Raw genomic sequence first — 24,932 nt, 5'->3', positions numbered from 1 at the left:
TTTTGTTATGAACCATATTCCTCGCCTTTGGGTCGTGTTGCCACTGCTGGTGCTAGCCGCTTGTACGTTTGCTCCGGAAGAGGAGTATTTCAAGCCTGTTGATCGTCCGGATCCCGTGGTGTCTATAGAGCTAAATGACTATCTGGGTGCCGATACGATTTTTGTGTATGGTAGGTCGCGACTGGGCTATAGTATAGACCGTGACAAGGGCATCTTGAGAAACGTTCAGATTCTGATAGATGATGATGTTATTTACAGTGGCGAGATGGTGAATGGCGCGTTTGACATTGACCATTATTTGTTGCGCACGGGTATTTTTGAGTTGAAGATTCAAATTCTGGTGTCGTCGGGCACAGGCAGTCTGGCCGACAAGGAAAATGCGGAGAATTATCTGGTGTGGAAGAAATGGATTCTAAAAATTGATGTCGAGCCGCCACCCGCCCCTTCGCTGCGTTTTTCGGTTGTGAATGGATTCTTGCGTGTGGATTGGGATGCTTATACAAAACAAAACTTTGTGCGTTATGTGCTGCACAGAAGGGCATGGGGACAAGATCGCTACGTCGCACGGATTGCTCCCGGTGAAAATTTCTGGGTCGACAGTGTCTACACCGGAACGCAAGGTGATGTTCAATATGAACTGTATGTCGAGAATACGGTGACGTCTTCCCACGTCGAAAAAATATACACTGGTCCGGCGTTCACGCTTCAAGCCAAGTTGAACAACCTAGACAGCACTGTGGCTCTAAAATGGAATTCAACAGCGTTCTATGGCGCGTTTAAGAAATACGACATCCGCGCAGAAGGCAGTGACGTGCTGGGTTCGACGTTGAATGTGAAAGACACAACATTGACGGTGAAAGTCAAGACGCTCGTGTTTGGAGCTCCGGCGAACATTGCCTTTTCGGTCGATAGCAAGTATGAAGATATTTCCCAGCAATGGTTCCGACCGGTCGCGTCTGCCGTGGTAGAGCTTGGCAACAAAACGTATAAAGGCTTTTCGCAAGTGCGCTACAACTCCGTGCTGGGCCGGCTGGCCTATTCCGATGGAGCGTATCTCTACACGTTCGACAACACCTTGAAGCCTGTGGACAGTCTGCAATTTGCCTCGTTTATTAACATACCTTTTCAGGGCGGCCTTGGCTATTACGAAGCGACCAGCCAGATAGGCACGGTGGATTTGAAGACGGGAGCAATACACACAATACCCAAATCGGGCGACACGTATCTTTCAGGGTTTGGAGGCGGGCTGGTGAAGACAAGCTCCCGCAAATGGATTGTAGACAAAACCTATTTCAACGCAACCCTCTATGACGTGGCGACGCAAACGTCCATCTTCAGCATCACGAACATCAACACGTGGTATCCCACGATACACCTCTCGAGTGATGGAAAATTTATCTATACGTCGCAGGGCGAAGTGCGTTCGGTAGCGAGCGGCACCACACAGCTTATCGGCAATCCAAACTTCAGCGGAACTTTTCTGGGCTTTCGCGAAGACAAACCCGATGAGATGATGTTGCAGAATGCGGGCACGATAATGGTCTACAGCGCCAATGATCTTTCGCTGCTGCGTGTGTTGCCCTTTCCCGAAGTAAATTACTATTCGGCCGAAGCCTACGATCCCGTGACACACAACATACTTTTGTTTAGCTCACAATCTCGAAAAGTCTATACCCTGAACGTAGACGATGGAAAGACAAAGTCGTTTAATGCCTACGCGCCCAATCCCAACCAGTGGAGTCTGCAAAATGGAATTCTGTTTTCTGAAAATGGCCAATACCTAAAAATATTCTGATGCGTTACCTTATTGTATTCTTTGTGTTTTTGGGCACCGCTGCGCAAGCACAAACCATCTTGTATTTCAACACGGGTGTTGGCTCCTACAACATGGGCGACATGAAGGCCCTGCAACGACAACTCCTGGTAACTTTTCCAGTGGAAGCAAAAATCACAGAAGCGTTTCCGGCATTTATCTATTACGAAGCCGGCTTCAACATAAAACCACATCGCGAAGAATTTTTTGGTTTGAATGTTGGCTACGGCTCCACGGGTGGTCGTGTGTCGTATTCGGATTATTCCGGAAAAATCAAATCCGATCAGCTATTGCGCTATTACTTCGTGACGGCCTCGGCGGGCCTCAGCTTCACACTCGACGAAAAGGAATCGTGGTTCATCCGTGGCGATTTTAAACCGGGCATTGCATTCACCACGTTGAAAATCACGGCCGATGAAACCATTGGAACACAGTCCAGCACCGATCAGGCAAACTTCACGGCAACCAGCTTTTCGGTGCAACCCTCGGTCACGGCCATCAAACGTTTTGGTCGCCTGGGCGTGCAGGCAGAAGTGGGCTACTACGCCACCATCGCTCCCGGCAAGCTGATGTCGAAAGAACATCAGGACGGCTATCTCATAGACGACAAAAACAATCCGTTGCACGCCAATTGGTCGGGCCTGCGGGCTTCGTTGGGATGTGTTGTTTTTCTGAATCGCAGCACTGACTAAAGTGTGATTGACGTCGTGCTTTGTCCCGTAATTCCAATGAGTGTTGCGAGGCCACAGCATTCACTTCCTCCATCGCACACCATACAAAATCCGCGTCACAATAAACGGTCTGATCAGGAAATGATAGATGGCCAGAATTGCACCGAAGCAGATCACAATCAGCACTACTAACTTCACGGCAATGGGAGCATGCCATTGCACCACATAATAGCCGGTTGACACGATGATGGTTTGATGTAAAATGTAGAACGGATACACCGCCGCCGTCAGATACGTGAGCCACGGGTTGGTGAAGTTGAGATAACGTCGCGCAAAGCCAATCGCTGTGAGAATATTGGCCCAGATGTGGAGACCATCGAAGACACCGTAGATATACAACGACGCGTCCTGTTGTTTGGGCAGCTCCACGTTCCAATAGAATTTCCAGAACAGCACCACCAGGGTCGCCAGCGACACGCCAAGAAACAGCTTCCTGTATTTCTCGCACGTTTCCCAGAAGGAGGGAAGATCGCCCAGAAAGAATCCTACAAAGTAGAACGCCATAGACGAGTTGAACAGAAACCAGTCGTCGAGCAAGCTGCCTTGAATGGGCCAGCGGATGTAGAGGCTGAAGTAGAACCAGATGAAGGGAATGGCCAGGGCCAGGTTGGCCAATGGATGCCGGAAGAACGGATCGGCTTTCAGCTTCAGGTTTTGGATGGCCTTGATCTTGAACAATCCAAACGCAGGCAGCAACAGAATGGTGAACACAAACAGGTAGACCACAAACCACATGTGGCTCCACGACAGCGTGCCCTCGGGATAGGGAATGAACGTCCACACCGAAGGATAGAAGGTCCAGTAGCTTTCGTGGATGAGGCCTTCCTGCAGCTTCTCGAAATAGACCTGCAGGGGAATGGTGAAGAACATGGCAAACAAGAGCGGTATGAAAAGGCGCACCACGCGTTCGCCAAAAAAAGCAAGGACCGATCGCCTGCGAAGCGAGAAATTCACGCCCACACCTGAAATGAAAAACAACAACGGCAAACGCCATTGATGCATCCAGATGATGAGGCGGTCCAGAAAAAGGGAATGTTCTTCGTTCTTAACTTCCCATCCAAACCGCACAAACGGCATGGAGCAATGAAAGAAAATGAGGAGCATGAAAGCCAGCACACGAATCCAGTCGATGTAGTGTTGGCGGGTGTAGAGCGGTGAGCCTGCGGGTAGTGGGGTCATAGTCTTGTGGAATCAGTTGTAGAGATGCCTTCCCAAACCGAAAGGTTGCTTGCCTTCCCCAAGATCGTTCTCAAAAAGAAACCCCCGAAAAGGAACGGGGGTTATTTTAAATGATCGTCCGCACGCTTCTTCATTGAAGGTGCGCTGAAGGGCGATGTTATTGGGGCATCATGTTGGTGGCCACGCCAATGCGGTTCCAGGCGTTGATGGTGATGATGGCCATGAGCACCTGGGCTGTATATTTCTCGCCGAGCACGGTCACGGCTTGACTATAGGTGGCGTCCGACACACGGTCGGCAATAAACGTTGCTTCTTCGGTGAGGGCCAGGATGGCGCGTTCCTCATCGGTGAAGAAGGGAGTTTCGCGCCACACGGTGAGGGCATAGAGGCGTTGTTCGGTTTCGCCGGCCTTGCGGGCATCTTTGGTGTGCAGGTCCACGCAATAGGCGCAACCGTTAAGTTGGGATGCGCGGATCTTGATCAGCTCGCGGTGTTTGGCGTTGAGGCCCGTGCTGCCCAGGTATTTTTCAAGTGCAGACATAGCTTTGTAGGCTTCGGGATCGATTTCACCGAGTTTCATTCTGGTTTGCATAAGATGTGTTGTTTTTGTTTTGTGAAGCAAAGCAACACCGCGTGGGCCGGAAAAAACTTAATCTAGTTCAAGAACGAAAGCTCACCCTTTCTTTGCCCTGATCTTGCTGAGAAATTCGGGCGTGAAACCCAAATAGGACGCCAGCATATATTGCGGCACCCGCTGCACAAAGTCAGGAAACAACCTGGTGAATTGTTGATAGCGCGCTTCGCCCGTTTGGTTATAGATGAAGTGAATGCGCATGAGCGATGCCGAATAGGCCCGTTGCAAAATGATACGAAAGTAGCGCTCAAGCCTTGGGATTTTTTCGAACACCACATCCTGAGCGCTTCGCGAAAACACCACCACCTGCGTGGGCTCCACGGCCTGGATGTTGAACTGCGCGGGCTTCTGGTGGTCGAAGCTCATGTAGTCGGTCATCCACCAGTTGTCGATGGCAAACTGAATGATCTGCTCCGTGCCATTGTCGATGTGCATATACATGCGCACACATCCCTGCACGATAAAAAAGTTTTCGTGACACACATCGCCGGCCTTCAGCAGAAAATCTTTGTTGCGCAGGGTTTTGAATTGCACGTGGTCCAGCAGAAAGGTTGCTTCGTCGTCGCTAAGAGCAATGAACTTTCGGATGTGGTTCAGAAGAGCATCGGCTGGTTCGGGCGTGGTCATGATTGGAAAACAGGAAGAGGGTGATTGTTTGGTTTTTGTTTGGAACAAATTTAAGGATTCATGAAGAAGATTAAACGTTGTGTTTTCTTAAAAAAAGGAGGGTTGCACCTGGTTTGATGGTTAAGGTTTTGTAGCCTTTCTCAACGATCCAAACGCATGAGTTTTATCGGTTTGCTCGACATGCTGGTGAACCCGTATTCGCTTGGATCAAAGACATCATCTGGAAAGTTTTATGATTTTAATATTGGCATTTGTTGCTCCTAGTTCAGGCAGGAATTCCAACTTTACAGCATATGGCAAAGTTTGTGTCGAAACTTGATACACTAGTCCACCCATCCGATGGATTTTTCAACCGAAGGACTTATCTTATCCCTTCAAAGAAAAATCCCATGAAAAAATTTTCCCTATTCGTTGTTGTGGCCTGGTGTTTCTATCATCATGCCGCCGCGCAAGCCGACACCGTGCAATGGAACGTGATGATGGGAGGCAACAAGGTGGGGTTTCAGAAGCAATTGAAAAACGCCGACGGCACTTTCACCGAATGGTTTCAATACAACGACCGCGGCCGTGGCGACAGCACGGTAAGTCGCTATCGCCTCAACGACCAGGGCTACATCACCTGGATCGATGCCAGGGGAAAAGACTACTATAAGAAGCCCGTCTTCGAAACTTTTCGTCTTGAAAACGGTGTGGCCTCGTGGGAGAACTCGGCCGAGAAAGAACAACGCAAAGTGACCGGGAACGTGAGTTATGTTCCGCTCAAGATAAACAGCGGCACATCGTATGCAGCATTCTTTACGGCGACCGACCACACACTCACCCTGTTGCCGTCGGGTCGGCAGAAGCTCACGGTGTTGAAAGACCATGTACTGGGCGATGGCAAGAAAGTGACGCTGGTGTCGCTGTCGGGCACGGGACTGACGCCGCAGTACGTGTGGCTTGACGAACGTCATCAGTTCTTCGCCATACCCAGCGATTGGTTTAGTGTGATGCCCAAGGGCTATGAAAACACGAGCGACGAACTGCGCGCCATCCAGGATACTTACCGGGAGAATTTCTACAAGGAGCTCGAAGGAAAGCTGGCGAACAGAATCACCACGGGCATCGCGGTGGTGCACGCCACGCTGTTCGATCCGAAGACCGGCTCAACCCAACCCAACAGCACCTTGCTGATCGAGAACGGCATGATCACCCGCGTGGGTGCCGGCAAAAGCATTTCAGTGCCCACGGGCTTCCATGTGGTGGACGCGCAAAACAAATTTGTGATGCCCGGCTTGTGGGACATGCACGTGCACTATGGCGAAGGCACAGACGGCCTGCTGGAAATTGGCACGGGCGTGACCAACGTGCGCGACATGGGCAACGGCGAATCGCTGCTGGAAAAGAAAAAACAAATTGACGAAGATCTGGTGCCGGGTCCGCGCATCCAGGCCATGTGTGGTTTCATTGACGGCGCCGGTCCCTATGCCGGACCAACGGGCGCCAAAATCAATTCGGCCGAAGAGGGTGTTGCCGCCGTGAAGAAATACAAGAGTCTGGGCTACACGCAAGTGAAACTCTACAGCTCCCTGAAGCCCGAGTGGGTGAAGCCCATCGCCGCCGAGGCACACAAAAACGGCATGCGCGTGAGTGGCCACATTCCCGCCCACATGCTCGCCTCCGAAGCCATTGACGCGGGCTATGACGAGATTCAGCACATGAACATGTTCTTTCTCAACTTCCTGGGCAAAGACCTCGACACCCGCACACCCGTGCGCTTCCACGCCGTGGCCCAGAATGCCGCCACCCTCAACTTCAACAGTGCCGAGGTGAAGGCCTTCATCAAAAAAATGGCAGACAAAAAAATTGTGCTCGACCCCACCATCAGCTTTTTTGAAACCATGTTTGTGCTTGGCCCCGGCAAACCACAGCCCACCATCGCGGCCGTCATCGACCGGTTGCCGCTCGACATGCAACGTCAACTCAGCAGCAGCGGCGCGCTCGACATTCCGGCAGGCCAGGAAGCAACCTATGCCAAATCATTTCAGAACATGCTCAGGATGGTGAAGGTGCTACACGACAACGGCGTCACTATTGTGCCCGGCACCGACGACATCCCGGGGTTTGTGTTGCACACAGAACTTGAGAACTATGCACGCGCCGGCATCTCGAACGCTGCCGTACTCAAGATTGCCACGTTGCAATCGGCCACGGTGGCCGGCAAAGACAAACTGTTTGGCTCGCTCGAAGCCGGCAAAACGTCCGACATCATCATCATCGACGGCAATCCCCTCACCACGATGAGCGACATCCGCAAGGTGGAGACCGTCATTAAAGGTCAGAAGATTTATAAAACAAAAGATGTGTTGGAAGCCATTTCGATTCGATAGGGTGCGCGATTAACCCGTGCACCGATCCCTCTGGAGTTTAGTAATACTTGTATCTTTGAAGTTTTTGACAATGAAGGAATCGCCTGTTGAAGGTCGACGGGGTTACTTCATTTCAACAGATGTGTATTCAGAAACGAGTCAACGTTTAATCATGGATCGTAAGAAACCCAAGCCGGAAGAGTATACTAAATATCCCTTCATGAACTTTTCCCTGGAAAGCATGGAGAACGAAACCTGGCATGACATTGCTGGCTTCGACGGATGTTATTGCATCTCGAACTACGGACGTATCTGGGCCGCACCCCGCCCCATCCTTTCAACCCGCGGGCAACTTTATTTTACGAAAGAACGCATTCGGAAACAGAACGTGACGCTCTACTACAACAAGCACATCAAAACCTATACGAAACAGTTGTCGGTGAAACTGCGCTACGAGCGCACAAGCCATTCGTTTAAAGTTAACCGGCTCGTATACCACTATTTCGTGACACCAATCAACCTGGAAGACGAACGACTGGCGGTGGTGCACAAGGATGGCGACAATTGCAACAACCGCGCCGACAACCTGGTGCTGATGAACGGCACACAGCTGTATTCGCACAACCTTCGCCTCAACAGAATTCCCCGCACCGGCCGAATCATCAAGAAGGACAAGGATAAACTCACGTGGTCAGAGTCCAACGCACCCCGGCCGATTATTAAGTATGCCCTCGACGGAAAAATCGTGAAGACCTATGCCAGCGTGGCCGAAGCGGCGAAAGCAAACAAATCCTATCGTGTCAGCATTCGCGACGTGGCTTCAAAGAAGCTCGTTCAGTTGAATGGGTTTATATACCGTTTCAAAGGCGATCCCTACAAAGGCGAACACGCCGACTTCTCCTACGAAAAGCCCGTCACACAATATGAGCTGAGCGGCAAGATGCTGAAGCGATATCCAAGTTTGAAGGAGGCGGGAAGAAAAAATGGACTGGACTCCGGCACCATCAGCAAGTGTGCTTTGGGAAAGTCGCGGATCGCGGGTGGATATGTGTGGCGCTATGACGACAATCCTTACCGGGGAGAATTTAAAAACAAGATCAAGAACAAGGCGAAAAAGATCGTGCAATATAGCCTTGAGGGAAAGGTGGTGGCGCGCTTTGACAGTGCAAACGAAGCCTCGGCGCAAACAGGATTCACCGCCGCCACACTGCTTGACTGTGCCCACAAACGAACCCGTGTTTCGCACGGATTTGTGTGGCGATTTGAAAACGATTCATACCGTGGCGAATTCAAGCACTATAGCGTAGGCAAACCTGTCACACAATGTTCGCCCGAGGGAAAACGACTGAACACCTATCACACCATCGAAGAAGCGGCCAAGGCCTCGGGCCTCACCAGTGCCAACATTCAAAAAAATGTGATTGGTGCAAACAAAACGGCAGGCGGATTTATATGGCGAAAAGCCCGGCCCGAAGAAGTGAAGAAGTTGTCGGAATTTAAGCCCTCGGCTTACACGCTCAGCGACGTGGGGGGCACGGAAGTGATTCAGTATTCCATCGAAGGAAAAAAACTTGCCGTGTACTCCAGCATGACCGACGCGGCCCGTGCGGTGGGCGTGAGCGCCGGGGGCATATCCACTGTGTTGAACAAGGCTACGCGTTCGGCAGGAGGATTTGTGTGGCGCACGAAAGGAAACCTGTATCGCGGCGCGCTGGCCAAAACACCCGCGGCCAACCAGGCAAAAAAAGTTACACAATACGACCTGAAGGGTCGCAAAGTAGGCGTCTACGAAAGCACAAAAAAAGCCGAAGCCGCCACCGGTGTGAGCGCCACCAGCATCTCGCAAGTGGCCCGTGGAAAATTGAAATCAACCGGCGGCTACATCTGGAAATATGACGACACCTCCAAACGAATCGACGTGGAAGCACACTTTGCCTCGACCCGCGAAGCTGTGGAGCGCATGAGCAAGAAGGTGGCGAAGTACACTATTGAAGGCGAGTTTGTTCGCGAATATCCCAGCCTTCGCGCAGCGGCTATAGAAGAGGGCATTGGCTTGGGGCGCATATCGTCGGTGGTGAATGGGAAGTCGAAATCGGCAGGTGGTTTTTTGTGGAGGTTGGTGGAGTGATTTTGCGGAAATCCACACGCGTACGAATGACAAAACGTCAGCGAAAAAGGATGTAATGAATATCTGCGTTTCACTTGTGGAAAAACGAAGGGCCTGCCGGTGTTTCTTATCGAAACATCATTTTCAAAGTCCATTCCACGATTTTGATTTCCGAAACACAGAAGATATTTGGGGAAGCAGTTGGGAAAATTCGCCGCGCAATTAACACAAAAAGGGATACAAGAGGGATACAAGAGGGATAATTCGGGATACACATGACAAAAGTTTCTGTGCAGGGATAGTGAATTACGTCTCAATTGAAAATTAATTTATTTGCATGCAACAATCCCACCGTGTCATGTGCAGCCGAATTTTTTTCAATTGACTCGGCGCGGCAATCAGTTGTAGTATTCGGGCAGACCATGAAAAGGAAAAATCTACCTGGTGTTTCGGAAATTCTTTTCATTGTAAAAGGAAATTATGCAATGGTAACGGAAAGTATTCCAGCCGTAACGGAAAATATTTCAGTGAACACGCCCGCCGTTTCAATTGTAATTTTTACTGTGCCACATGTAAAAAAATGCCATTCAATTGAAGTGTGGTTTTTTTTCCTTGAAATCAGCCTAGCATTCATTGAAACGAATTTTATTTTCATTGTAATGGAAATTATTACAATCAACACGGCCCTCGCTTCAATGGGCAACGTCGTGCATTCAATTGCTTCCTTGGACATTTTGCCGTTATTTTTTTATGTGTTGCGTCATTTTTTTTGTGTTGCCTGACAAGCTGACATCGGTGAATACGGCAGTCTTCTGTGTTAGAAAAACAGGTCTTTTTTACCAACGTTATCGGTCGCCGCGCAGGGAACTGTGTGACTTTGAAACGTAATGTTCAACTGAAGGGAATGCGCAGTAAGTGACGCCATAGTCCCGAAACGGAGACTATGGCACGACCGGTGACGTCGTTAGCAATGGTTTTTCTCATATTAATAATTTGGTAATTGACAGGATTGGCGAACAGATAATATATTGCGGTTCACATGCCGAGCCTACAGAAACTCTTTGATAAGGCCCTTGCCACCAGCGATCGGGGCAATCAGGAAGAAGCCATTGTGTTGTATGAAAAGATTCTTGCAGAAAAAGAAGACTGGGCTATCGTTCACTACAATTTGGGCTTGATCTATAAATACCAGAACACCTGGGATAAGTCGTATTATCACAACAAACGCGCCGTTGCTCTCGAGTCAGACAATGCAGGAGCGCACTGGAATTTAGGCATCGCCGCCACCATGTTGAAAGATTGGAAGCTGGCGCGCCAGTGCTGGAATTTTTTTGGTATGAAATACGAGTTGATCGATGAGGACACTGCGGGTAATGTTGGCGATTCCCCTGTGCGCATAGATCCATCCAACAAGGCCGAAGTAGTGTGGGCCAGACGTATCTGCCCGGCTAGAGCGGTCATTCTGAACATACCCTGCTTTGCGCCAAAGCATAGGTTTCGCGACATGATACTTAACGACGGTGCTCCCAACGGATACAGAATGTCGGACGGGGTGAAATATCCGGTGTTCGACGAACTTCAACATCTTGAGCAGTCGCGATATCAAACGTTCAGCCTCAAGTGCAGGGTCTTGAGTGAATCGCAGTATAAAGATTTAGAGGGGCGTTGTAAAGCCGTTGATATCGAGATTCAGAATTGGACCACAACGGTGCGCCTGCTTTGCCGGAAATGTAGTGAAGGCACTCCTCATGAGAAACATGATGAGGATTTGAAAAAAGACGTTGATGAGTTTCTCATTGGCATCGCGTCTACGTCTGAAGAACTGCTGTCGAGAACTTTGGAAACGTGGTTTGAGGAAACGGGTATTGATTATTATGATCAGCACAGTTATGAATGAGGGCAAATGATATTGCTTCCTATTCAGAGCAACAGTATAAGGTGTCGCTTGGCATAGAATAGAAATAAAAACAGCACAGCCTCAATGAAGCTGTACTGTTTTATTTCATCGATATTAGATCTGTCAGATCACCACATTCACAATTTTTCCCGGAACGATAATCACCTTCTTCGGTGCTTTGCCTTCGGTCCATTTCTGAACGATCTCCGAAGCGATCACCAGTTTCTCAATGTCATCTTTGGGCATGTCGAGGGCGAAGTTCATTTTTACGCGCACTTTGCCGTTGATGGAGATGGGATATTCGAACGAGCTTTCTGTGAGGTATTCTTCGTTGTGTTTCGGAAAGGTGGCGTTCAGGATGGTGTCTGCATGGCCCAGCTTTTCCCACAGCTCGTCGGCGATGTGTGGGGCGAAGGGGGCGAGGGTGATCAGCAGCGGTTCCAGCACGGCGCGTTTGTTGCATTTCATGGCGCTGAGCTCGTTGCTGCAGATCATGAACTCGCTCACCGAGGTGTTGAATGAGAAATGTTCGATATCATATTCGATTTTCTTCAGCGTTTTGTGCAGCACCTTCAGTTCGTCGCGCGTAGGTTCGTCGTTACTCACGCGGAAGGCGCCCTGATTGTCGTGAAACAGGTTCCAGAAGCGACGCAGGAATTTGAACACGCCGTCGATGCCGTTGGTGTTCCAGGGCTTCGACAACTCCAGCGGGCCGAGAAACATTTCGTACATGCGCAGGGTGTCGGCGCCATAGTTGTTCACCATGTCGTCGGGGTTCACCACGTTATAGTAGCGCTTCGACATCTTGTCCACTTCCGATCCGCAGATGTATTTGCCATCTTCCAGAATCAGCTCGATGTTCTTCAGATCGTCGCGCCAGTTTTTGAATTTCTCAACATCCAACACATCGCCATCCACAAACGTAACGTCTACGTGCAACGGCGTCACTTCATAGTCTTTGCGCAGGTTGTGAGACACAAACTTGCTGGTGCCGTTCACGCGGTAGGCAAGTTTGGAAATGCCTTGTATGTGACCCTGGTTAATCAATTTCTTGAAAGGCTCTTCGGAGGCCACATAGCCCAGATCTTTCATCACCTTGTTCCAGAAGCGCGAATACAACAAGTGGCCTGTGGCATGCTCCGAGCCACCGATGTAGAGATCCACGTCTTTCCAATAGGCCAATGCTTCTTTGGACGCGAACTCCTTCTCGTTTTTCGGATCCATATACCGGAACCAATACCAGCTCGACCCAGCCCAGCCGGGCATGGTGGTGAGCTCGTAGGGGTGACCTTTATAGGTCCAGTCTTTGGCACGACCCAGTGGAGGCTCGCCGGTTTCGGTGGGTTTGTAGGCATCGATCTCGGGCAAAGTCACGGGGAGATCTTTTTCGTCTACAAGTTTCGGAATGCCGTTGTCGAAATACACGGGGAAGGGTTCGCCCCAATAACGCTGCCGTCCGAAGATGGCGTCGCGCATGCGGTAGTTCACTTTGCGCACGCCGATGCCGAGTGTCTCCACGCGTTGCAAAGCTTTCTCGATGGCTTGTTGCCACGGCAACCCATTCAGGTCGCCGGAGTTTATCATGCTGCCCGACTTGGGTTCGAAGTTGTCTTTGGTGATGTCGCTCGTGGGGCCTTCCAACACGTCCACGATGGGCAGGTTGAAGTGTTTGGCAAAGGCGTAGTCGCGGGTGTCGCTTGAGGGCACGGCCATCACGGCGCCGGTGCCATAGCCAGCCAGCACATAGTCGGCAATCCACACGGGCACCTTCTCGTTGTTGAACGGGTTGATGACATACGCACCGGTGAAGGCGCCGCTGATGCGTTTCACTTCGCTCATGCGTTCGCGTTCGCTGCGGTTCTTTGCTATTTCCACGTAGTCGGTCACGACCTTGCGTTGGTCGGCCGTGGTGATTTTATCTACCAGTTCGTGTTCGGGTGCAATCACCATAAAGGTCACGCCATATATGGTGTCGATGCGGGTGGTGAACACGCGGATGGTGTCGGTGCCGTCGGCCAGTTTAAAGTCCAGCTCGCAGCCCACCGATTTGCCGATCCAGTTGCGTTGCATTTCTTTCACGGGCTCGGGCCAGTCGATGGTGTCCAGTCCGTTGAGGAGGCGTTCGGCATAGGCGGCGATGCGCATGTTCCATTGCAGCATCTTGATGCGTTCCACCGGGTAGCCTCCGCGTTCGCTCACGCCGTCTTTCACTTCGTCGTTCGAGAGCACGGTGCCCAGTGCGGCGCACCAGTTCACCATGGTTTCGGCCAGGTAGGCAATGCGGTATTTTTGGAGGAAATCTTCTTTCTCTTTGGTGTTGAACGCCGACCACTGCTGCGCGCTGATGGCGGGTGTTTCGTCGTCGCACACGGCGTTGATGCCCGCGTTGCCTTGTTTGTCGAGAGTGGCAATCAGTTGTGCTATGGGTTGGGCCTGATTGGTGTTGCGGTCATACCAGGCGTTGAACAGCTGCATGAAGATCCACTGCGTCCACTTGTAATACGATGGATCGCTGGTTTCCACCTTGCGGTCCCAGTCGTAGGAGAAACCGATCTTGCGCAGCTGCTCGATGTAGGTGGCAATGTTTTTCTCGGTGGTCAGGCGCGGGTGTTGGCCGGTTTGGATGGCATATTGTTCTGCGGGCAGGCCGAATGCATCGAAGCCCATGGGGTGAAGCACGTTGAAGCCCTTGAGGCGCTTGTAGCGCGACACAATGTCGGACGCGATGTAGCCCAGGGGATGCCCTACGTGGAGGCCCGCACCGGAAGGGTAGGGGAACATGTCCAGCACATAGTATTTTGGCTTATCTGAATGATTGTCAGTTTTATAGACGCCCTTCTGTTGCCACGCCGCCCGCCATTTTTCTTCAATACGCTTAATTTCTTCTTTGCTGTAATCGGCCATGTTGTAGTGATAAGGGTGCAAAAATAAGGATTTAGGGAAAAAGAACGTGGTTGCCCGTCGAAAAGGTGGCTGGCAGAATAAGTTCTTCCTTTTCGGAAGGCGGATTATCTAAATTTGACCAGCAGCAAACCCGAATGGAATGACGGAAAGACTAAAAAGCGTTTTGTTGAGAATAGATTTTAAGAGCAGATACGTTGCGTTGTTTGACAAGCATTCGCACAGAAATTTTTTCAGAAAGGCGGATCCTGAAAAAGTACAGGCAATCATTGAAAAGTTGGGGTATGTGTGCCGCTATCATAAGAATGGTAAATTCTTCGAAATCGATAATGTTCAGCCTAACCTGAGTCTGAATTTAAGTACTGACATTGGTATTGTTGACTTCATATTCAGTACCACAGTGGATGGCGAGGGCGATGGAGGGCCGTTCAGGTATATGTGTACGTTTGTGAGTACGGATGATAACTTCAAACCTCCGCGATTTGCCAACTATGAAGAACTGGAGGAAATTCTGATCGAAGGGTTCAGAATGTATGAAGATATCAAAAAAGGCTTGTTGGAAAGTCAGGCCTAGTCGCCCGAAAGCCACAGTTCATCCACCTCCGCCAACAGTTCAGTAACTCCCATTGGCAAACCCCACATTCTGCGGGAATCTTTACACGGTAATACGACAAAAGATTCCCTATGAAACTACTCTTTACCGTTTTTTTTCTGCTCATGCTTCACGCCGTTGTGGCGCAGACTACCCTTTCGGGCAAAGTCACCGACACCAAAGGTGAGGGCATTCCCGGCGCCAACATCACGCTGGCCAACACCTACGACGGCACCACGTCTGACGCGAATGGCAACTTCAGCTTCACCACATCCGAACAGGGTCAGCAAACGCTGGTAGTGTCGTTCATTGGCTTCAAGGAAAATCGCCGCGCTGTCACGCTGGGAACCACCCCGTTGGTGGTGGCGATTGCGCTCGAAGAAACCATCAACGAGCTGGAAGCCGTGACGATCACCGCCGGTTCGTTCACCGCTGGCGACGCCTCGCGCCGCACTGTGTTCAAGGCCATCGACATCGCGACAACCGCTGGCGCCACGGCCGACATTGCAGGCGCGTTGAACACACTGCCGGGGACGCAAAAAGTGGGGGAGACCGGAAGGCTCTTTGTGCGCGGCGGCGATGGCAGCGAAACACGCACATTCATCGACGGCATGCTGGTGCTCGATGCCTATGGCACCTCGGCACCCAACACACCGTCGCGCGGAAGGTTCCTGCCCTTCATGTTCAAAGGCACAAGTTTTAGCACGGGTGGATATTCTGCCGAGTATGGACAAGCGTTGTCGTCGGTGCTGGCGCTCGATTCGAAAGACGAAGCGGAGATGACACGCACCGACATCGGCATCCTGTCGGTTGGTGCCGACGTGGCTCACACGCAGGCTTGGGATGGGGGCTCGGTGGCGGGCAAGGTGCAATACACAAACATCCGTCCCTACTACGGCCTCATCAACCAGGAGATCGACTGGAAAACACCGCCCGCGTCCATCGAAGGCATCGGCGCTTTTCGGCAACGCGTCGGCAAACAAGGCATGGTGAAGGTGTATGGCAACTACAACCATTCGGACTTCGCGCTCTATAACCACGCCATCGAAGACCACAGCAACACATCACTCTACGACCTCACCAACGACTATCGCTACCTGAACGGCTTCTACAAAACCATGCTCAACGAGAAGTGGAATGTGCGCGGCGGTCTTTCGTATACCGGCATCAAAAACAACACCTGGCTAAACGACGACAACATTGTGGAAACACAAAAGGGTGTTCATGCCAAAACGGTTTTCGAAGGTTCGCTGTCCGACAAAGTGGAAGTGAAGGCCGGTGCCGAAGTGATTCAACGAAACTACGATCAGGCTTTCGATCTGAAGGTGGGGCAGGACTATACGCTGTCGTTCAACGAAACACTTTCTTCAGCCTTTGTGGAAGCCGACGTCTACACCAGCAACAAGTTTGTGATGCAGGGCGGCGCGCGGGCGGAATACAACAGCCTCAACCAAAAGTTCAGCGTAGATCCGCGTGTGTCGCTGGCCTACAAAACAGGCAAGATCAGCCAGGTCTACTTTGCGTATGGCACGTTTCGCCAGGCGGCCAAAAACGAAATGCTTCGTGTCAACAGCACCCTGAGCTCCGAAAAGGCCGAGCACTTCATCCTGAACTATCAGGTGATGGAGAACAACCGAACTCTGCGCCTGCAAGCCTACTACAAACGCTACAACGACCTGGTGAAATACCGGAATGCCGATCCGCTCCAGCTCTACAACGGCGGCGACGGCTATGCACAAGGCGTGGAATTTTTCTGGCGCGACTACAAGTCGATCAAAAATGTTGACTACTGGCTTTCGTATTCGTTCCTCGACACCAAACGCAACTACCTCGACTTTCCACAACGTGCCGTGCCCACCTTTGCGTCGGCGCACAACGTGTCGCTGGTTACCAAATATTTTGTGACGCCCCTCAAGACACAGGTTGGTGTGACCTATTCCTACACCACCGGCCGTCCTTACAACAATCCGAACACGGCGGTCTTCAACGGCGGGAAAACACCCTACTATGCCGACCTCAGCGTGAACCTTTCGTATCTGCCCAAGCCCTACATCATTGTGCACGTGTCGTGTACCAACGTGCTGGGCCGCGACAATATTTTTGGCTATGAATATGCTACCACGCCCGATGCTTCGGGTGTGTATGGCAGCCGGGCCATACGCCAGCCTGCACCGCGATTTTTGTTCGTCGGCATTTTCATCACCCTCTCCAAAGACAAATCAACAAACCAATTGCCAACACTTTAAAAATAATCCTTCACCCTAAAAAAAATAAGTTATGAAAACTTCTATGAACCTTCACTCCACAGTATCTAAGCAAAACATTAGCGTCTCGCGTTTCCTGCACATCGTGCTGTTTCTTCTGGTGGCCTTGCCGTTGTCGTCGCGTGCCACAGATAAGTACACAGAGGCGATGCAGAAAAACATACAGGCCGTTTACACACAGCAGACTGTTGCTGAATTGCAAAACACAGTGAACACGCTGGAGCGCATCGGCACCGCCGAAAAATCGAAGTGGGAGCCGTTCTATTATGCCTCGTTTGGCTATGTGATGATGGCCAACCGCGAAAAGGATGGCGCCAAAAAAGATGGCTACCTCGACCAGGCCACCACCGCCCTCGACAAAGCAAAGGCGCTTCAGCAGGGCGACTCCGAAATCACGGCACTCGAAGGGTTCATCCACATGATCCGCGTCACCGTCGACCCGGCCACGCGCGGGCAGCAGTATTCCGGCCTGGCAACACAAAGCTTTCACAAGGCCGTAGCACTCAATCCGGAAAATCCCCGCGCCCTGGCGTTGCTGGCCCAGATGCAATATGGCACGGCGCAGTTTTTTGGATCGTCGACCGAAGAAGCGTGTGGAACGTTGAACAAATCACTTGAGAAATTCGAAACCTTCAAGGCCACAAGCGAACTCGCGCCGCAGTGGGGCAAGGGCATGGCCATGGGTCTGAAAGAGAAATGTAAATAGCAGCGAAACACAAACATGTCGACGGGAAACCGATGCGACGTGCGATCCAAAATGGTTTATCTTAGAGAAGGTGAAGCAACTGCGCTTCACCTTCTTCGCTGATCGCTGTTTCGTGCAGGGAAGAACTAAATAAAAAAACAAAACGAACGTATGACCTACGAAGCCAAACTCATGTCGGGCATCACTTTGCTCACCATTCCCACCATTGAATATGGTGGCTATTTTTTGCTGACGGTGTTGACCGGAAAATTTCAGAAGATGGAATTCACCGGGTTCCAGAAGTCGATGTTCCGGGCGGGCCATGCCCACGCCGGGGTGATCGTGATCCTGTCGCTTATTTGCCAGCTCATGGCCGACGACGCCACGTTGCCCGTGGGCTTGAATTGGTTGGTGCGCGCAGGCGTTCCCACGGCGGCACTGCTCATCAGCGGCGGGTTCTTTGCGTGTGCCCTCAACAAGGGTGCGACCAAACCCAATGGCCTTATCAAACTTATTTATGTGGGGATTTTTGTTTTGGCGCTTTCCCTTATTATTCTTGGCATCGGATTGTTACGCTGATGCCACACGATAAAACTCAAAAATCCCCGCAACCTTTTCTGTCCTACCTCCGGTGTCGGCTAAAACTGATACCGTGGCTGCTGGCGGGGGCCATCATCATGACTTACCTCGAATGCACCACCTGCCACACCGTGCTGCACGTGTTTCTGAAAGTGGCAACATTCATGGTCACGTCCTGGATGTTTATGTGGTTTGGAAATGAATACCTGGCCGACTACCTCGATCACAAAATTGAGTGGACAAAAAAGCCACTTCAGCGCTTTGCCGTGGGCATTCTGGTGATGGTGGTCTACACGCTTATTGCCATCGTGTTGTTGACAAAATTTTTTGAACTTGTTTTCAGCATGCGGTTCTCCTCGCTTGAGCAAACCGGCTACACCACCATTGCCATCACCTTTGTGATTACGTTGTTCATGACCAGCCGCTCGTTCCTGTTCAACTGGCGCGACATGGCCATTGAGTCGGAAAAATTTAAGAAAGAGAGTTCCATCGCCAAATACGAAAGCCTGAAGAATCAGGTGAACCCGCACTTCCTGTTCAACTCATTTAACGCGTTGACAAACCTCGTCTACGACGACCAGGACAAGGCCGTAAAATTTATCAAACAGCTTTCGGAAGTCTACCGCTACGTGCTCGACACGCGCGACAAGGAAGTGGTGAACCTGGCAGACGAACGGAAATTTCTCGACGCCTATTTGTTCCTGCAACAGATCCGCTTTGGCGAGAAACTAAAAATGGATGTGCGGCTCGCCGACGTGGAAAGCATGGTGGCGCCCCTGGTGTTGCAGATGCTGGTAGAGAACGCCATCAAACACAATGTGATTTCGGAAGACAATCCCTTAACGATCCGGCTATTTGCGGAAGGCGGCTTCATTGTCGTGGAGAACAATCTGCAGAAAAAATCCGTGACACTCGAAGAGTCTTCGGGGCTGGGGCTGGAGAACATTGTGAAACGCTACGAGTTCCTCAGCGACAAAGCCGTGGAGGTTGTCCAAAATGAAAAATTCACCGTGAAGCTTCCGATCCTTCCTGCATGAACATCCTGATTATCGAAGACGAACCCCTGGCAGCACAACGCCTGGAAACGCTGGTGAAAACCATCGTGCCCGAGGCCGTGGTGCTCCGCAAAATCGACACTGTGAAAAACGCCGTGGCGTGGATCAAGGGCAACGCCACACCCGACCTCATCTTCATGGACATCCAGCTGGCCGATGGCATCAGCTTCCAGATTTTTGAACAGTGCGAAGTGCACTCGCCCGTGATCTTCACCACGGCCTACGACGAATATGCGCTGAAGGCCTTCAAGGTGAACAGCATCGACTACATTCTGAAGCCGGTCGACAAAGATGAGCTGACGGCCGCGCTCACCAAATTCAAAAAGCTAGCGAAGACGGAACCTGCGCCACAGAGCAAAAACGCGTTGGAGAATATTGAGCAGGCCATTGCCATGCTCACCAAAAAATACAAGACCCGCTTCGTCATCAAAGTGGGCGAACACCTGCGGTCGGTGGAGGTGGGGGACATTCTCTTTTTTCTCAGCCTCGAAAAAACCACGTTTGGCCACATGCGCGATGGACGCAAGAACATTCTCGACTTCACCCTCGATCAGCTGGAAGGTATGTTGGACCCGCAGCGCTTTTTCAGGATCAACCGGAAATACATTGTGTCGGCCGAGGCGTTGGTGGACATGATCAGCCACACCAACAGCCGCCTCAAGCTGGTGTTGAAAAATTCGGACGACAACGACATCATTGTAGCCCGCGAACGTGTGCAGGAATTTAAAGACTGGCTCGACCGCTAGACGTGACGTGTTAAGGCGGACGTACCAATGCTGTCGCTGAAAATCAGCGCATCACCTCTGTGGGTATTGTTGGAAATGTTATCGGTTGAATTTCCGGTTGAGCGGTAATGCGCCTGGCCGGAATTAATTTTTGTTGATGAGTTTCTTCAGCTCTTCAATGTCTGTTTGTTTCAGCGGCTTGGTGATGAACTGAATGACATTGTTGAACGTGAAGGCCTGATCGCGGTCTTTTGTGCTGTTGGAGCTGGTGAGCACAACGATCTTGGAGTGTGTCTGTATTTTCTCGGGGAGGTCCTTGAAATTTTTCAAAAACGAAAAGCCATCGATTTCGGGCATGTTCAAATCCAGAAAGATGATGTCGGGGGCGGGATCGCCATTGATGTTCTTGAGCCAGGAGAGTGCTTCTTCGGCAGATTTATATAAGAACAGCTCGTTAGAGAAATTGTAAACTTCCAGAAACCGACGTTGAATGAACAAGTCTATGTCACTGTCGTCTATTAACACCGTCTTATCTACTAGGCTTGGTTTGGGCATAACACTTTTTCAAAGGTGCATTATTAAACTTAGTAAAAAGTAACCAAAACGGGAAAAAATCACCTAAAATTATAAAAGGCGGGTTTTAAAGCTTTGAAAAATGTATTAAAATTGAAACTCTAAACACCTAAGCATTAACCATGAAATTCAAACACCTCCTTTATTTCTCTTTTAGCGCCCTGATAGCCACGGGTTTGGCTTCATGTGGAAAGTCTTCCAGCGAAAAAGACCAGAACTCGTCAGACTTTAAGGAAGCTGAAGAGAGCTTGCAGAAACAGATCGAAGAAGTCGTATATAATATTCCTTCCCCCACCGAAATCCCTTACCTGTTGCAGGCCACGGGTGCCGAATTCAACGAAAGCCTCGTTAATCCCCGTACAAAAGTTGATCAGTACGCGTCACGCGCCGACAAGGCTGCTTTGAACCTGGGTGTTTACGCTGCCGACATCGGCTACCTTAGCTCTTACGACAAGACTCAGGAGGCTATCGATTACCTCAACTCGGCAAAGACCCTGGCGGATAACATGAACGTTATCGGCTCGTTTGATGCTGACGTGTTGAAGAAATTCGAGGAAAACATCTCCAACAAGGATTCCCTGACCAGCATCCTGAACCAAACGATCAAAAAAACAGAACTGTTCCTGAAAGACGACAACCGCACAAAGCTTTCGGCTTTGGTGGTGACCGGCAGCTTCGTGGAAGGTCTCTACATTTCGACAGGTCTGGTGAAATCTTATCCTAAAGATCTGCTGCCCAACGACCAGCGCGCCGTGGTGCTCACACCCCTGATGCGTGTGGTGGTGAAACAGAAGAACTCGGTTTCGGAACTCATCAAGATGCTTTCGGCCAGCGAACAAACAGAATCTGTGACGACTATCGTGGCCGACCTGAAGTCGCTCGAAGCAGCCTACACAGCCCTGAACATCGACGAACAAATCAAGAACAACAAAGCCAATCTGGTGCTCACCGACAAGAACCTGATCGAGATCACAACGATTGTTGACAAATTGCGCAAGAGCATCACGGAATAACCGCCGTTTTGCAGATCAAATAAAAAGGGACTGGTAGCAACACCAGTCCCTTGTTTTTTCGCTTCAGTTGTATAGACCACTTTGACTATCTTTAACGACCTGACCTTAATCCGATGAGCGAACAGCTACTCAAAGCCATCCTCCGATTGTTTGCCGTAGTGGCCCACGAAGACGATGTGACGCAACAGGAACGCGACCAGATTCGCCGCTTCCTCGACGAGCACCTAAGCCGCGCCGCAGTGGAGTCGTATCTCAGGATTTTCGATGACTATGTGCAAGCCCTGCCCCCGCGCTCTGCCGAACTCTCTGCCGAGTTGGTGAACGTGGAAGCCCTTTGCAAGGAAGTGAACCCGCTGCTCACCCAAAAGCAGAAGGTGGTCATTGTGCTGGAGCTCATCAACATCATTCAGGCCGACGGCAGCATCTCGGCCCGCGAAGAAGCGCTGCTCAACGCCATCGGCGAAAACTTCAAGATTGCCCCGGCCGATGTTAACGCCATCAAAACATTCATCCTGGGCCAGCAGGTGGCCGCGCTCGACAACGACCACATCCTCATCGTGGACGCGTCGGCGTCGGGACATTTTCAGAAGTCGCATCACATCGTGCGTCCGCACCTCAATGGTTTCGTGGCCGTGCTGCATGTGGAGACCGCCGAAATCTATTTCATAAAATACCTGGGCGGCTCCGACGTCTACCTCAACGGCGTGCCCGTGAAGTCGGGACGCATCGCCGTTCTGGCCGTGGGCAGCATGCTGCGCTGGGAAAAGGACGAGCCGGTGTATTATGGCGACATCCTGAACCGCTTTAAAAAATTCGGAAGCTATCCGCGCCTCTCGTTCGAAGGGCGCAACCTTAGCTTCAAGTTCAAGAACGGCAAGCTGGGCCTGCGCGAAGTAAACCTCGCCGAAGAATCGGGCAACCTCATCGCGCTGATGGGCGGCAGTGGCGCGGGCAAATCGACCTTGCTGCATGTGCTCAACGGCTCCGACGGTCCGTCGCAGGGCCAGGTGCTCATCAACGGCATCGACATTCATAAAAACCCCAAAAGCATTGAGGGCGTGATTGGCTTCGTGCCGCAAGACGACCTGCTCATCGAAGACCTCACCGTTTATCAAAATCTCTATTACGCCGCCAAACTTTGTTTTAGCGACAAGCCCGAAGCGGAGATCGACACGCTGGTGATGAAAGTGCTGGAAGATCTTGGCCTCGCCGAAACAAAAGATCTGAAAGTGGGTTCGCCCTTGCGCAAAACCATTAGTGGTGGTCAACGCAAACGCCTCAACATCGGCCTGGAATTGCTGCGCGAACCGGCCGTGCTGTTTTGCGATGAGCCCACCAGCGGCTTGTCGTCGCGCGACTCCGAAAACATCATCGACCTGCTCAAAGAGCTTTCGCTGAAAGGCAAGCTTGTGTTCGCCGTCATTCACCAGCCGTCGTCCGACATTTTTAAGATGTTCGACAAGTTGCTCATTCTGGATTCGGGGGGATATCAGATCTACTATGGCAACCCGGTGGACTCTATCGTCTATTTCAAGAAGAGCATCAACCTGGTGAACAGCGAGGAAGGGGAGTGCCACGAATGCGGCAATGTGAATCCCGAGCAGATCTTTAACATCATCGAAACAAAAGTCATTAACGAATACGGTCACTTCACCAACGAGCGCAAAATATCGGCGGAGCAGTGGAACGCCATTTTCAAAAACAACTATCGCCCGTTTTCGGTAGAGCCGTCCAAGGAAGTGCCGCACTCCACGCTCAACATACCCACGCGGTTCAAACAGGCCCACCTGTTTTCGATGCGCGATATCCAGGCAAAAATTCACAACCGCCAGTACATGATCATCAACTTGCTGGAAGCTCCGGTGCTGGCGTTCATCCTGGCGTTTATTGTGCGCTACTACAATGTGGACGACAAATTTCTGACCGGCTATTCGTTCAGCAAAAACCTGAACCTGCCGGCCTACCTGTTCATGAGTGTGATCGTGGCGCTCTTCATGGGGCTTACAGTGAGCGCCGAAGAAATTATCCGCGATCGAAAAATATTGAAGCGTGAAGCCTTTTTGCACCTGAGCCGCAGCAGCTACATCTTCTCAAAAATTTCCATACTCTTCATCCTGTCGGCTGTGCAGACCCTGGCGTTTGTGGCAGTGGGGAATTATATCCTGGAGATAAAGGGCATGTTCTTTCATCACTGGTTCATCCTGTTTTCCACGGCTTGCTTTGCCAACCTGCTGGGATTGAACATTTCGTCGGCGTTCAATTCGGCAGTCACGATCTACATCCTCATTCCGCTGTTGCTCATTCCGCAGTTGATTCTGAGTGGGGTGGTGGTGCGGTTTGATAAACTCAATCCCGCCATTGGCAACACAGCCACGGTGCCCATGGTGGGCGACCTCATGGCCTCGCGATGGGCCTTCGAAGCCGCCATGGTGTCGCAGTTCAAAGACAATACCTACGAGCGCGAATTTTTTGTGTATGATAAAACCATGGCCGACGCCGACTACAAAAAAGTATACTTCATTCCGGAGCTTGAAACCAAGCTGCAATACAGCCTGAATAATTTCAAGTCGACCGAGCCCGACGTGCAGAAAAAAGTGGCCACTGACCTGAAGCTAATCCGTCGCGAAGTGGAAGGCACGTTGGAACACACCGGCCAGACACTCCCGGCCATCGACAAGCTTGACCCGGCCACGTTCGACTCTGCCACCTACACGGCAGTCACCACCTATCTTGAACACCTGAAGAAATATTATGTGAACCGCTACAACACGGCCGACCAGTCGAAAGAGAAAAAAATCTTCGAGCTCACCAACACGCCCGAGAAGCAGGAGGCCTTCAATAAATTCCGCGAAGCCTATCACAACGACGCCATCACCGACCTGGTAAAAAACCTGCAGGAAACGCATCGCATTGTGGAGATGGACGGCAAGCTCATTCAAAAGATTTATCCCGTATACAAGGATCCCGACCCGGAACATGCCATCGACTTCGATGCGCAGTTCTACATGCCGGCCAAACACTTCCTGAACCGGAACATCGACACGTTCTATTTCAACACCGGGGTGATCTGGTCCATGTCGCTGGTGCTGGCACTCGCGTTGTATTTCGACGTGCTGCGCAGAATCATCGATGGCATTAGCAACCTGTCGAACCCTTTGTATAGAAAAAAATAATCACGCTACCTTCGTGGGTCGCAGCGCCGAAAGCGC

19 protein-coding genes are annotated in these 24,932 nt (G+C 51.0%); 14 read left to right on the top strand and 5 right to left on the bottom strand.

The features are described from left to right. The first annotated feature begins 7 nt into the window (after window positions 1–7). The gene (locus tag JI741_RS21795; protein WP_202013453.1) at window positions 8–1,795 is read left to right on the top strand and encodes a hypothetical protein; all 1,788 of its coding nucleotides are present in this window, start codon (window positions 8–10) and stop codon (window positions 1,793–1,795) included. After that, window positions 1,795–2,505 (top strand): hypothetical protein, encoded by a 711-nt coding sequence (locus JI741_RS21790; RefSeq protein WP_202013451.1) that lies wholly within the window; start codon window positions 1,795–1,797, stop codon window positions 2,503–2,505. The genes JI741_RS21795 and JI741_RS21790 overlap by 1 nt, the downstream gene beginning before the upstream one ends. A 60-nt stretch (window positions 2,506–2,565) precedes the next feature. Here the strand turns inward: JI741_RS21790 and JI741_RS21785 are convergent, their stop codons facing one another. The 3 genes from JI741_RS21785 to JI741_RS21775 form a co-directional block, all read right to left on the bottom strand. Next, window positions 2,566–3,723, bottom strand: a complete 1,158-nt coding sequence (locus JI741_RS21785) for an acyltransferase family protein (RefSeq protein WP_202013449.1) — start codon at window positions 3,721–3,723, stop codon at window positions 2,566–2,568. Window positions 3,724–3,880: 157 nt separating this feature from the next. Further along, the gene (locus JI741_RS21780) at window positions 3,881–4,315 is read right to left on the bottom strand and encodes a carboxymuconolactone decarboxylase family protein (protein ID WP_202013447.1); all 435 of its coding nucleotides are present in this window, start codon (window positions 4,313–4,315) and stop codon (window positions 3,881–3,883) included. Between the two features lie 81 nt (window positions 4,316–4,396). Beyond that, complete coding sequence (locus tag JI741_RS21775; RefSeq protein WP_202013445.1) at window positions 4,397–4,984, bottom strand: Crp/Fnr family transcriptional regulator; 588 nt, start codon at window positions 4,982–4,984, stop codon at window positions 4,397–4,399. 389 nt (window positions 4,985–5,373) lie between these two features. Here JI741_RS21775 and JI741_RS21770 point away from each other — a divergent pair, with 389 nt between their 5' ends. From JI741_RS21770 to JI741_RS21755, 4 genes are all read left to right on the top strand, one after another. Next, window positions 5,374–7,353, top strand: coding sequence for an amidohydrolase family protein (locus JI741_RS21770; protein ID WP_202013443.1), 1,980 nt, complete (start codon window positions 5,374–5,376; stop codon window positions 7,351–7,353). A gap of 151 nt (window positions 7,354–7,504) precedes the next feature. Beyond that, entirely contained in the window at window positions 7,505–9,460 is a 1,956-nt protein-coding gene (locus tag JI741_RS21765) for an NUMOD1 domain-containing DNA-binding protein (protein WP_202013441.1), read from the top strand. Window positions 9,461–9,861: 401 nt separating this feature from the next. Beyond that, on the top strand, window positions 9,862–10,221 hold the full coding sequence (locus tag JI741_RS21760; protein WP_236676209.1) for a hypothetical protein: 360 nt from the start codon (window positions 9,862–9,864) through the stop codon (window positions 10,219–10,221). A 257-nt stretch (window positions 10,222–10,478) separates the two neighbouring features. Further along, a complete protein-coding gene (locus JI741_RS21755) occupies window positions 10,479–11,336 on the top strand; it encodes a tetratricopeptide repeat protein (RefSeq protein ID WP_202013437.1) in 858 nt (285 codons plus the stop codon). Between the two features lie 123 nt (window positions 11,337–11,459). Here JI741_RS21755 and leuS read toward each other — a convergent pair whose 3' ends face one another. Beyond that, window positions 11,460–14,240 (bottom strand): leucine--tRNA ligase, encoded by a 2,781-nt coding sequence (leuS, locus tag JI741_RS21750; protein WP_202013435.1) that lies wholly within the window; start codon window positions 14,238–14,240, stop codon window positions 11,460–11,462. 139 nt (window positions 14,241–14,379) lie between these two features. On the opposite strand from leuS, the gene JI741_RS21745 reads away from it, so the two are divergent. The 6 genes from JI741_RS21745 to JI741_RS21720 all read left to right on the top strand — a co-directional run bounded on the left by JI741_RS21745 (window position 14,380) and on the right by JI741_RS21720 (window position 20,158). After that, a complete protein-coding gene (locus JI741_RS21745) occupies window positions 14,380–14,811 on the top strand; it encodes a hypothetical protein (protein WP_202013433.1) in 432 nt (143 codons plus the stop codon). A 110-nt stretch (window positions 14,812–14,921) separates the two neighbouring features. Further along, complete coding sequence (locus tag JI741_RS21740; RefSeq protein ID WP_202013431.1) at window positions 14,922–17,075, top strand: TonB-dependent receptor; 2,154 nt, start codon at window positions 14,922–14,924, stop codon at window positions 17,073–17,075. Window positions 17,076–17,106: 31 nt separating this feature from the next. After that, a complete protein-coding gene (locus tag JI741_RS21735) occupies window positions 17,107–17,799 on the top strand; it encodes a tetratricopeptide repeat protein (RefSeq protein WP_202013429.1) in 693 nt (230 codons plus the stop codon). A 150-nt stretch (window positions 17,800–17,949) separates the two neighbouring features. Beyond that, window positions 17,950–18,357 carry a hypothetical protein gene (locus JI741_RS21730; protein ID WP_202013427.1) on the top strand — a complete coding sequence of 136 codons (408 nt, stop codon included), beginning with the start codon at window positions 17,950–17,952 and terminating at the stop codon, window positions 18,355–18,357. A gap of 98 nt (window positions 18,358–18,455) precedes the next feature. Next, the gene (locus JI741_RS21725; protein ID WP_202013425.1) at window positions 18,456–19,394 is read left to right on the top strand and encodes a sensor histidine kinase; all 939 of its coding nucleotides are present in this window, start codon (window positions 18,456–18,458) and stop codon (window positions 19,392–19,394) included. Next, a complete protein-coding gene (locus tag JI741_RS21720) occupies window positions 19,391–20,158 on the top strand; it encodes a LytR/AlgR family response regulator transcription factor (RefSeq protein WP_202013423.1) in 768 nt (255 codons plus the stop codon). Before JI741_RS21725 ends, JI741_RS21720 begins: the two co-directional genes overlap by 4 nt. Window positions 20,159–20,281: 123 nt before the next feature. Here JI741_RS21720 and JI741_RS21715 read toward each other — a convergent pair whose 3' ends face one another. Continuing rightward, a complete protein-coding gene (locus tag JI741_RS21715) occupies window positions 20,282–20,692 on the bottom strand; it encodes a response regulator (RefSeq protein WP_202013421.1) in 411 nt (136 codons plus the stop codon). A gap of 140 nt (window positions 20,693–20,832) precedes the next feature. Here JI741_RS21715 and JI741_RS21710 point away from each other — a divergent pair, with 140 nt between their 5' ends. Continuing rightward, on the top strand, window positions 20,833–21,723 hold the full coding sequence (locus JI741_RS21710) for a hypothetical protein (protein ID WP_202013419.1): 891 nt from the start codon (window positions 20,833–20,835) through the stop codon (window positions 21,721–21,723). Between the two features lie 113 nt (window positions 21,724–21,836). Further along, entirely contained in the window at window positions 21,837–24,896 is a 3,060-nt protein-coding gene (locus tag JI741_RS21705; RefSeq protein WP_202013418.1) for an ATP-binding cassette domain-containing protein, read from the top strand. The last annotated feature ends 36 nt before the right edge of the window (window positions 24,897–24,932 follow it).

Source organism: Chryseolinea lacunae, from assembly GCF_016735595.1.
In the GTDB taxonomy this organism is placed as follows: Bacteria; Bacteroidota; Bacteroidia; order Cytophagales; family Cyclobacteriaceae; genus Chryseolinea; species Chryseolinea lacunae.
Note: the sequence above shows the minus strand (reverse complement) of the source record. Positions and strands in the feature narration are given on the sequence as shown.

Coding starts and splice junctions, on each gene's coding strand:
- JI741_RS21710 (WP_202013419.1), top strand. CDS start 20,833: ATGAAATTCAAACACCTCCTTTATTTCTCTTTTAGCGCCCTGATAGCC.
- JI741_RS21725 (WP_202013425.1), top strand. CDS start 18,456: ATGACTTACCTCGAATGCACCACCTGCCACACCGTGCTGCACGTGTTT.
- JI741_RS21720 (WP_202013423.1), top strand. CDS start 19,391: ATGAACATCCTGATTATCGAAGACGAACCCCTGGCAGCACAACGCCTG.
- JI741_RS21705 (WP_202013418.1), top strand. CDS start 21,837: ATGAGCGAACAGCTACTCAAAGCCATCCTCCGATTGTTTGCCGTAGTG.
- leuS (WP_202013435.1), bottom strand. CDS start 14,240: ATGGCCGATTACAGCAAAGAAGAAATTAAGCGTATTGAAGAAAAATGG.
- JI741_RS21785 (WP_202013449.1), bottom strand. CDS start 3,723: ATGACCCCACTACCCGCAGGCTCACCGCTCTACACCCGCCAACACTAC.
- JI741_RS21740 (WP_202013431.1), top strand. CDS start 14,922: ATGAAACTACTCTTTACCGTTTTTTTTCTGCTCATGCTTCACGCCGTT.
- JI741_RS21765 (WP_202013441.1), top strand. CDS start 7,505: ATGGATCGTAAGAAACCCAAGCCGGAAGAGTATACTAAATATCCCTTC.
- JI741_RS21715 (WP_202013421.1), bottom strand. CDS start 20,692: ATGCCCAAACCAAGCCTAGTAGATAAGACGGTGTTAATAGACGACAGT.
- JI741_RS21790 (WP_202013451.1), top strand. CDS start 1,795: ATGCGTTACCTTATTGTATTCTTTGTGTTTTTGGGCACCGCTGCGCAA.
- JI741_RS21795 (WP_202013453.1), top strand. CDS start 8: ATGAACCATATTCCTCGCCTTTGGGTCGTGTTGCCACTGCTGGTGCTA.
- JI741_RS21730 (WP_202013427.1), top strand. CDS start 17,950: ATGACCTACGAAGCCAAACTCATGTCGGGCATCACTTTGCTCACCATT.
- JI741_RS21735 (WP_202013429.1), top strand. CDS start 17,107: ATGAAAACTTCTATGAACCTTCACTCCACAGTATCTAAGCAAAACATT.
- JI741_RS21745 (WP_202013433.1), top strand. CDS start 14,380: ATGACGGAAAGACTAAAAAGCGTTTTGTTGAGAATAGATTTTAAGAGC.
- JI741_RS21770 (WP_202013443.1), top strand. CDS start 5,374: ATGAAAAAATTTTCCCTATTCGTTGTTGTGGCCTGGTGTTTCTATCAT.
- JI741_RS21760 (WP_236676209.1), top strand. CDS start 9,862: ATGAAAAGGAAAAATCTACCTGGTGTTTCGGAAATTCTTTTCATTGTA.
- JI741_RS21775 (WP_202013445.1), bottom strand. CDS start 4,984: ATGACCACGCCCGAACCAGCCGATGCTCTTCTGAACCACATCCGAAAG.
- JI741_RS21780 (WP_202013447.1), bottom strand. CDS start 4,315: ATGCAAACCAGAATGAAACTCGGTGAAATCGATCCCGAAGCCTACAAA.
- JI741_RS21755 (WP_202013437.1), top strand. CDS start 10,479: ATGCCGAGCCTACAGAAACTCTTTGATAAGGCCCTTGCCACCAGCGAT.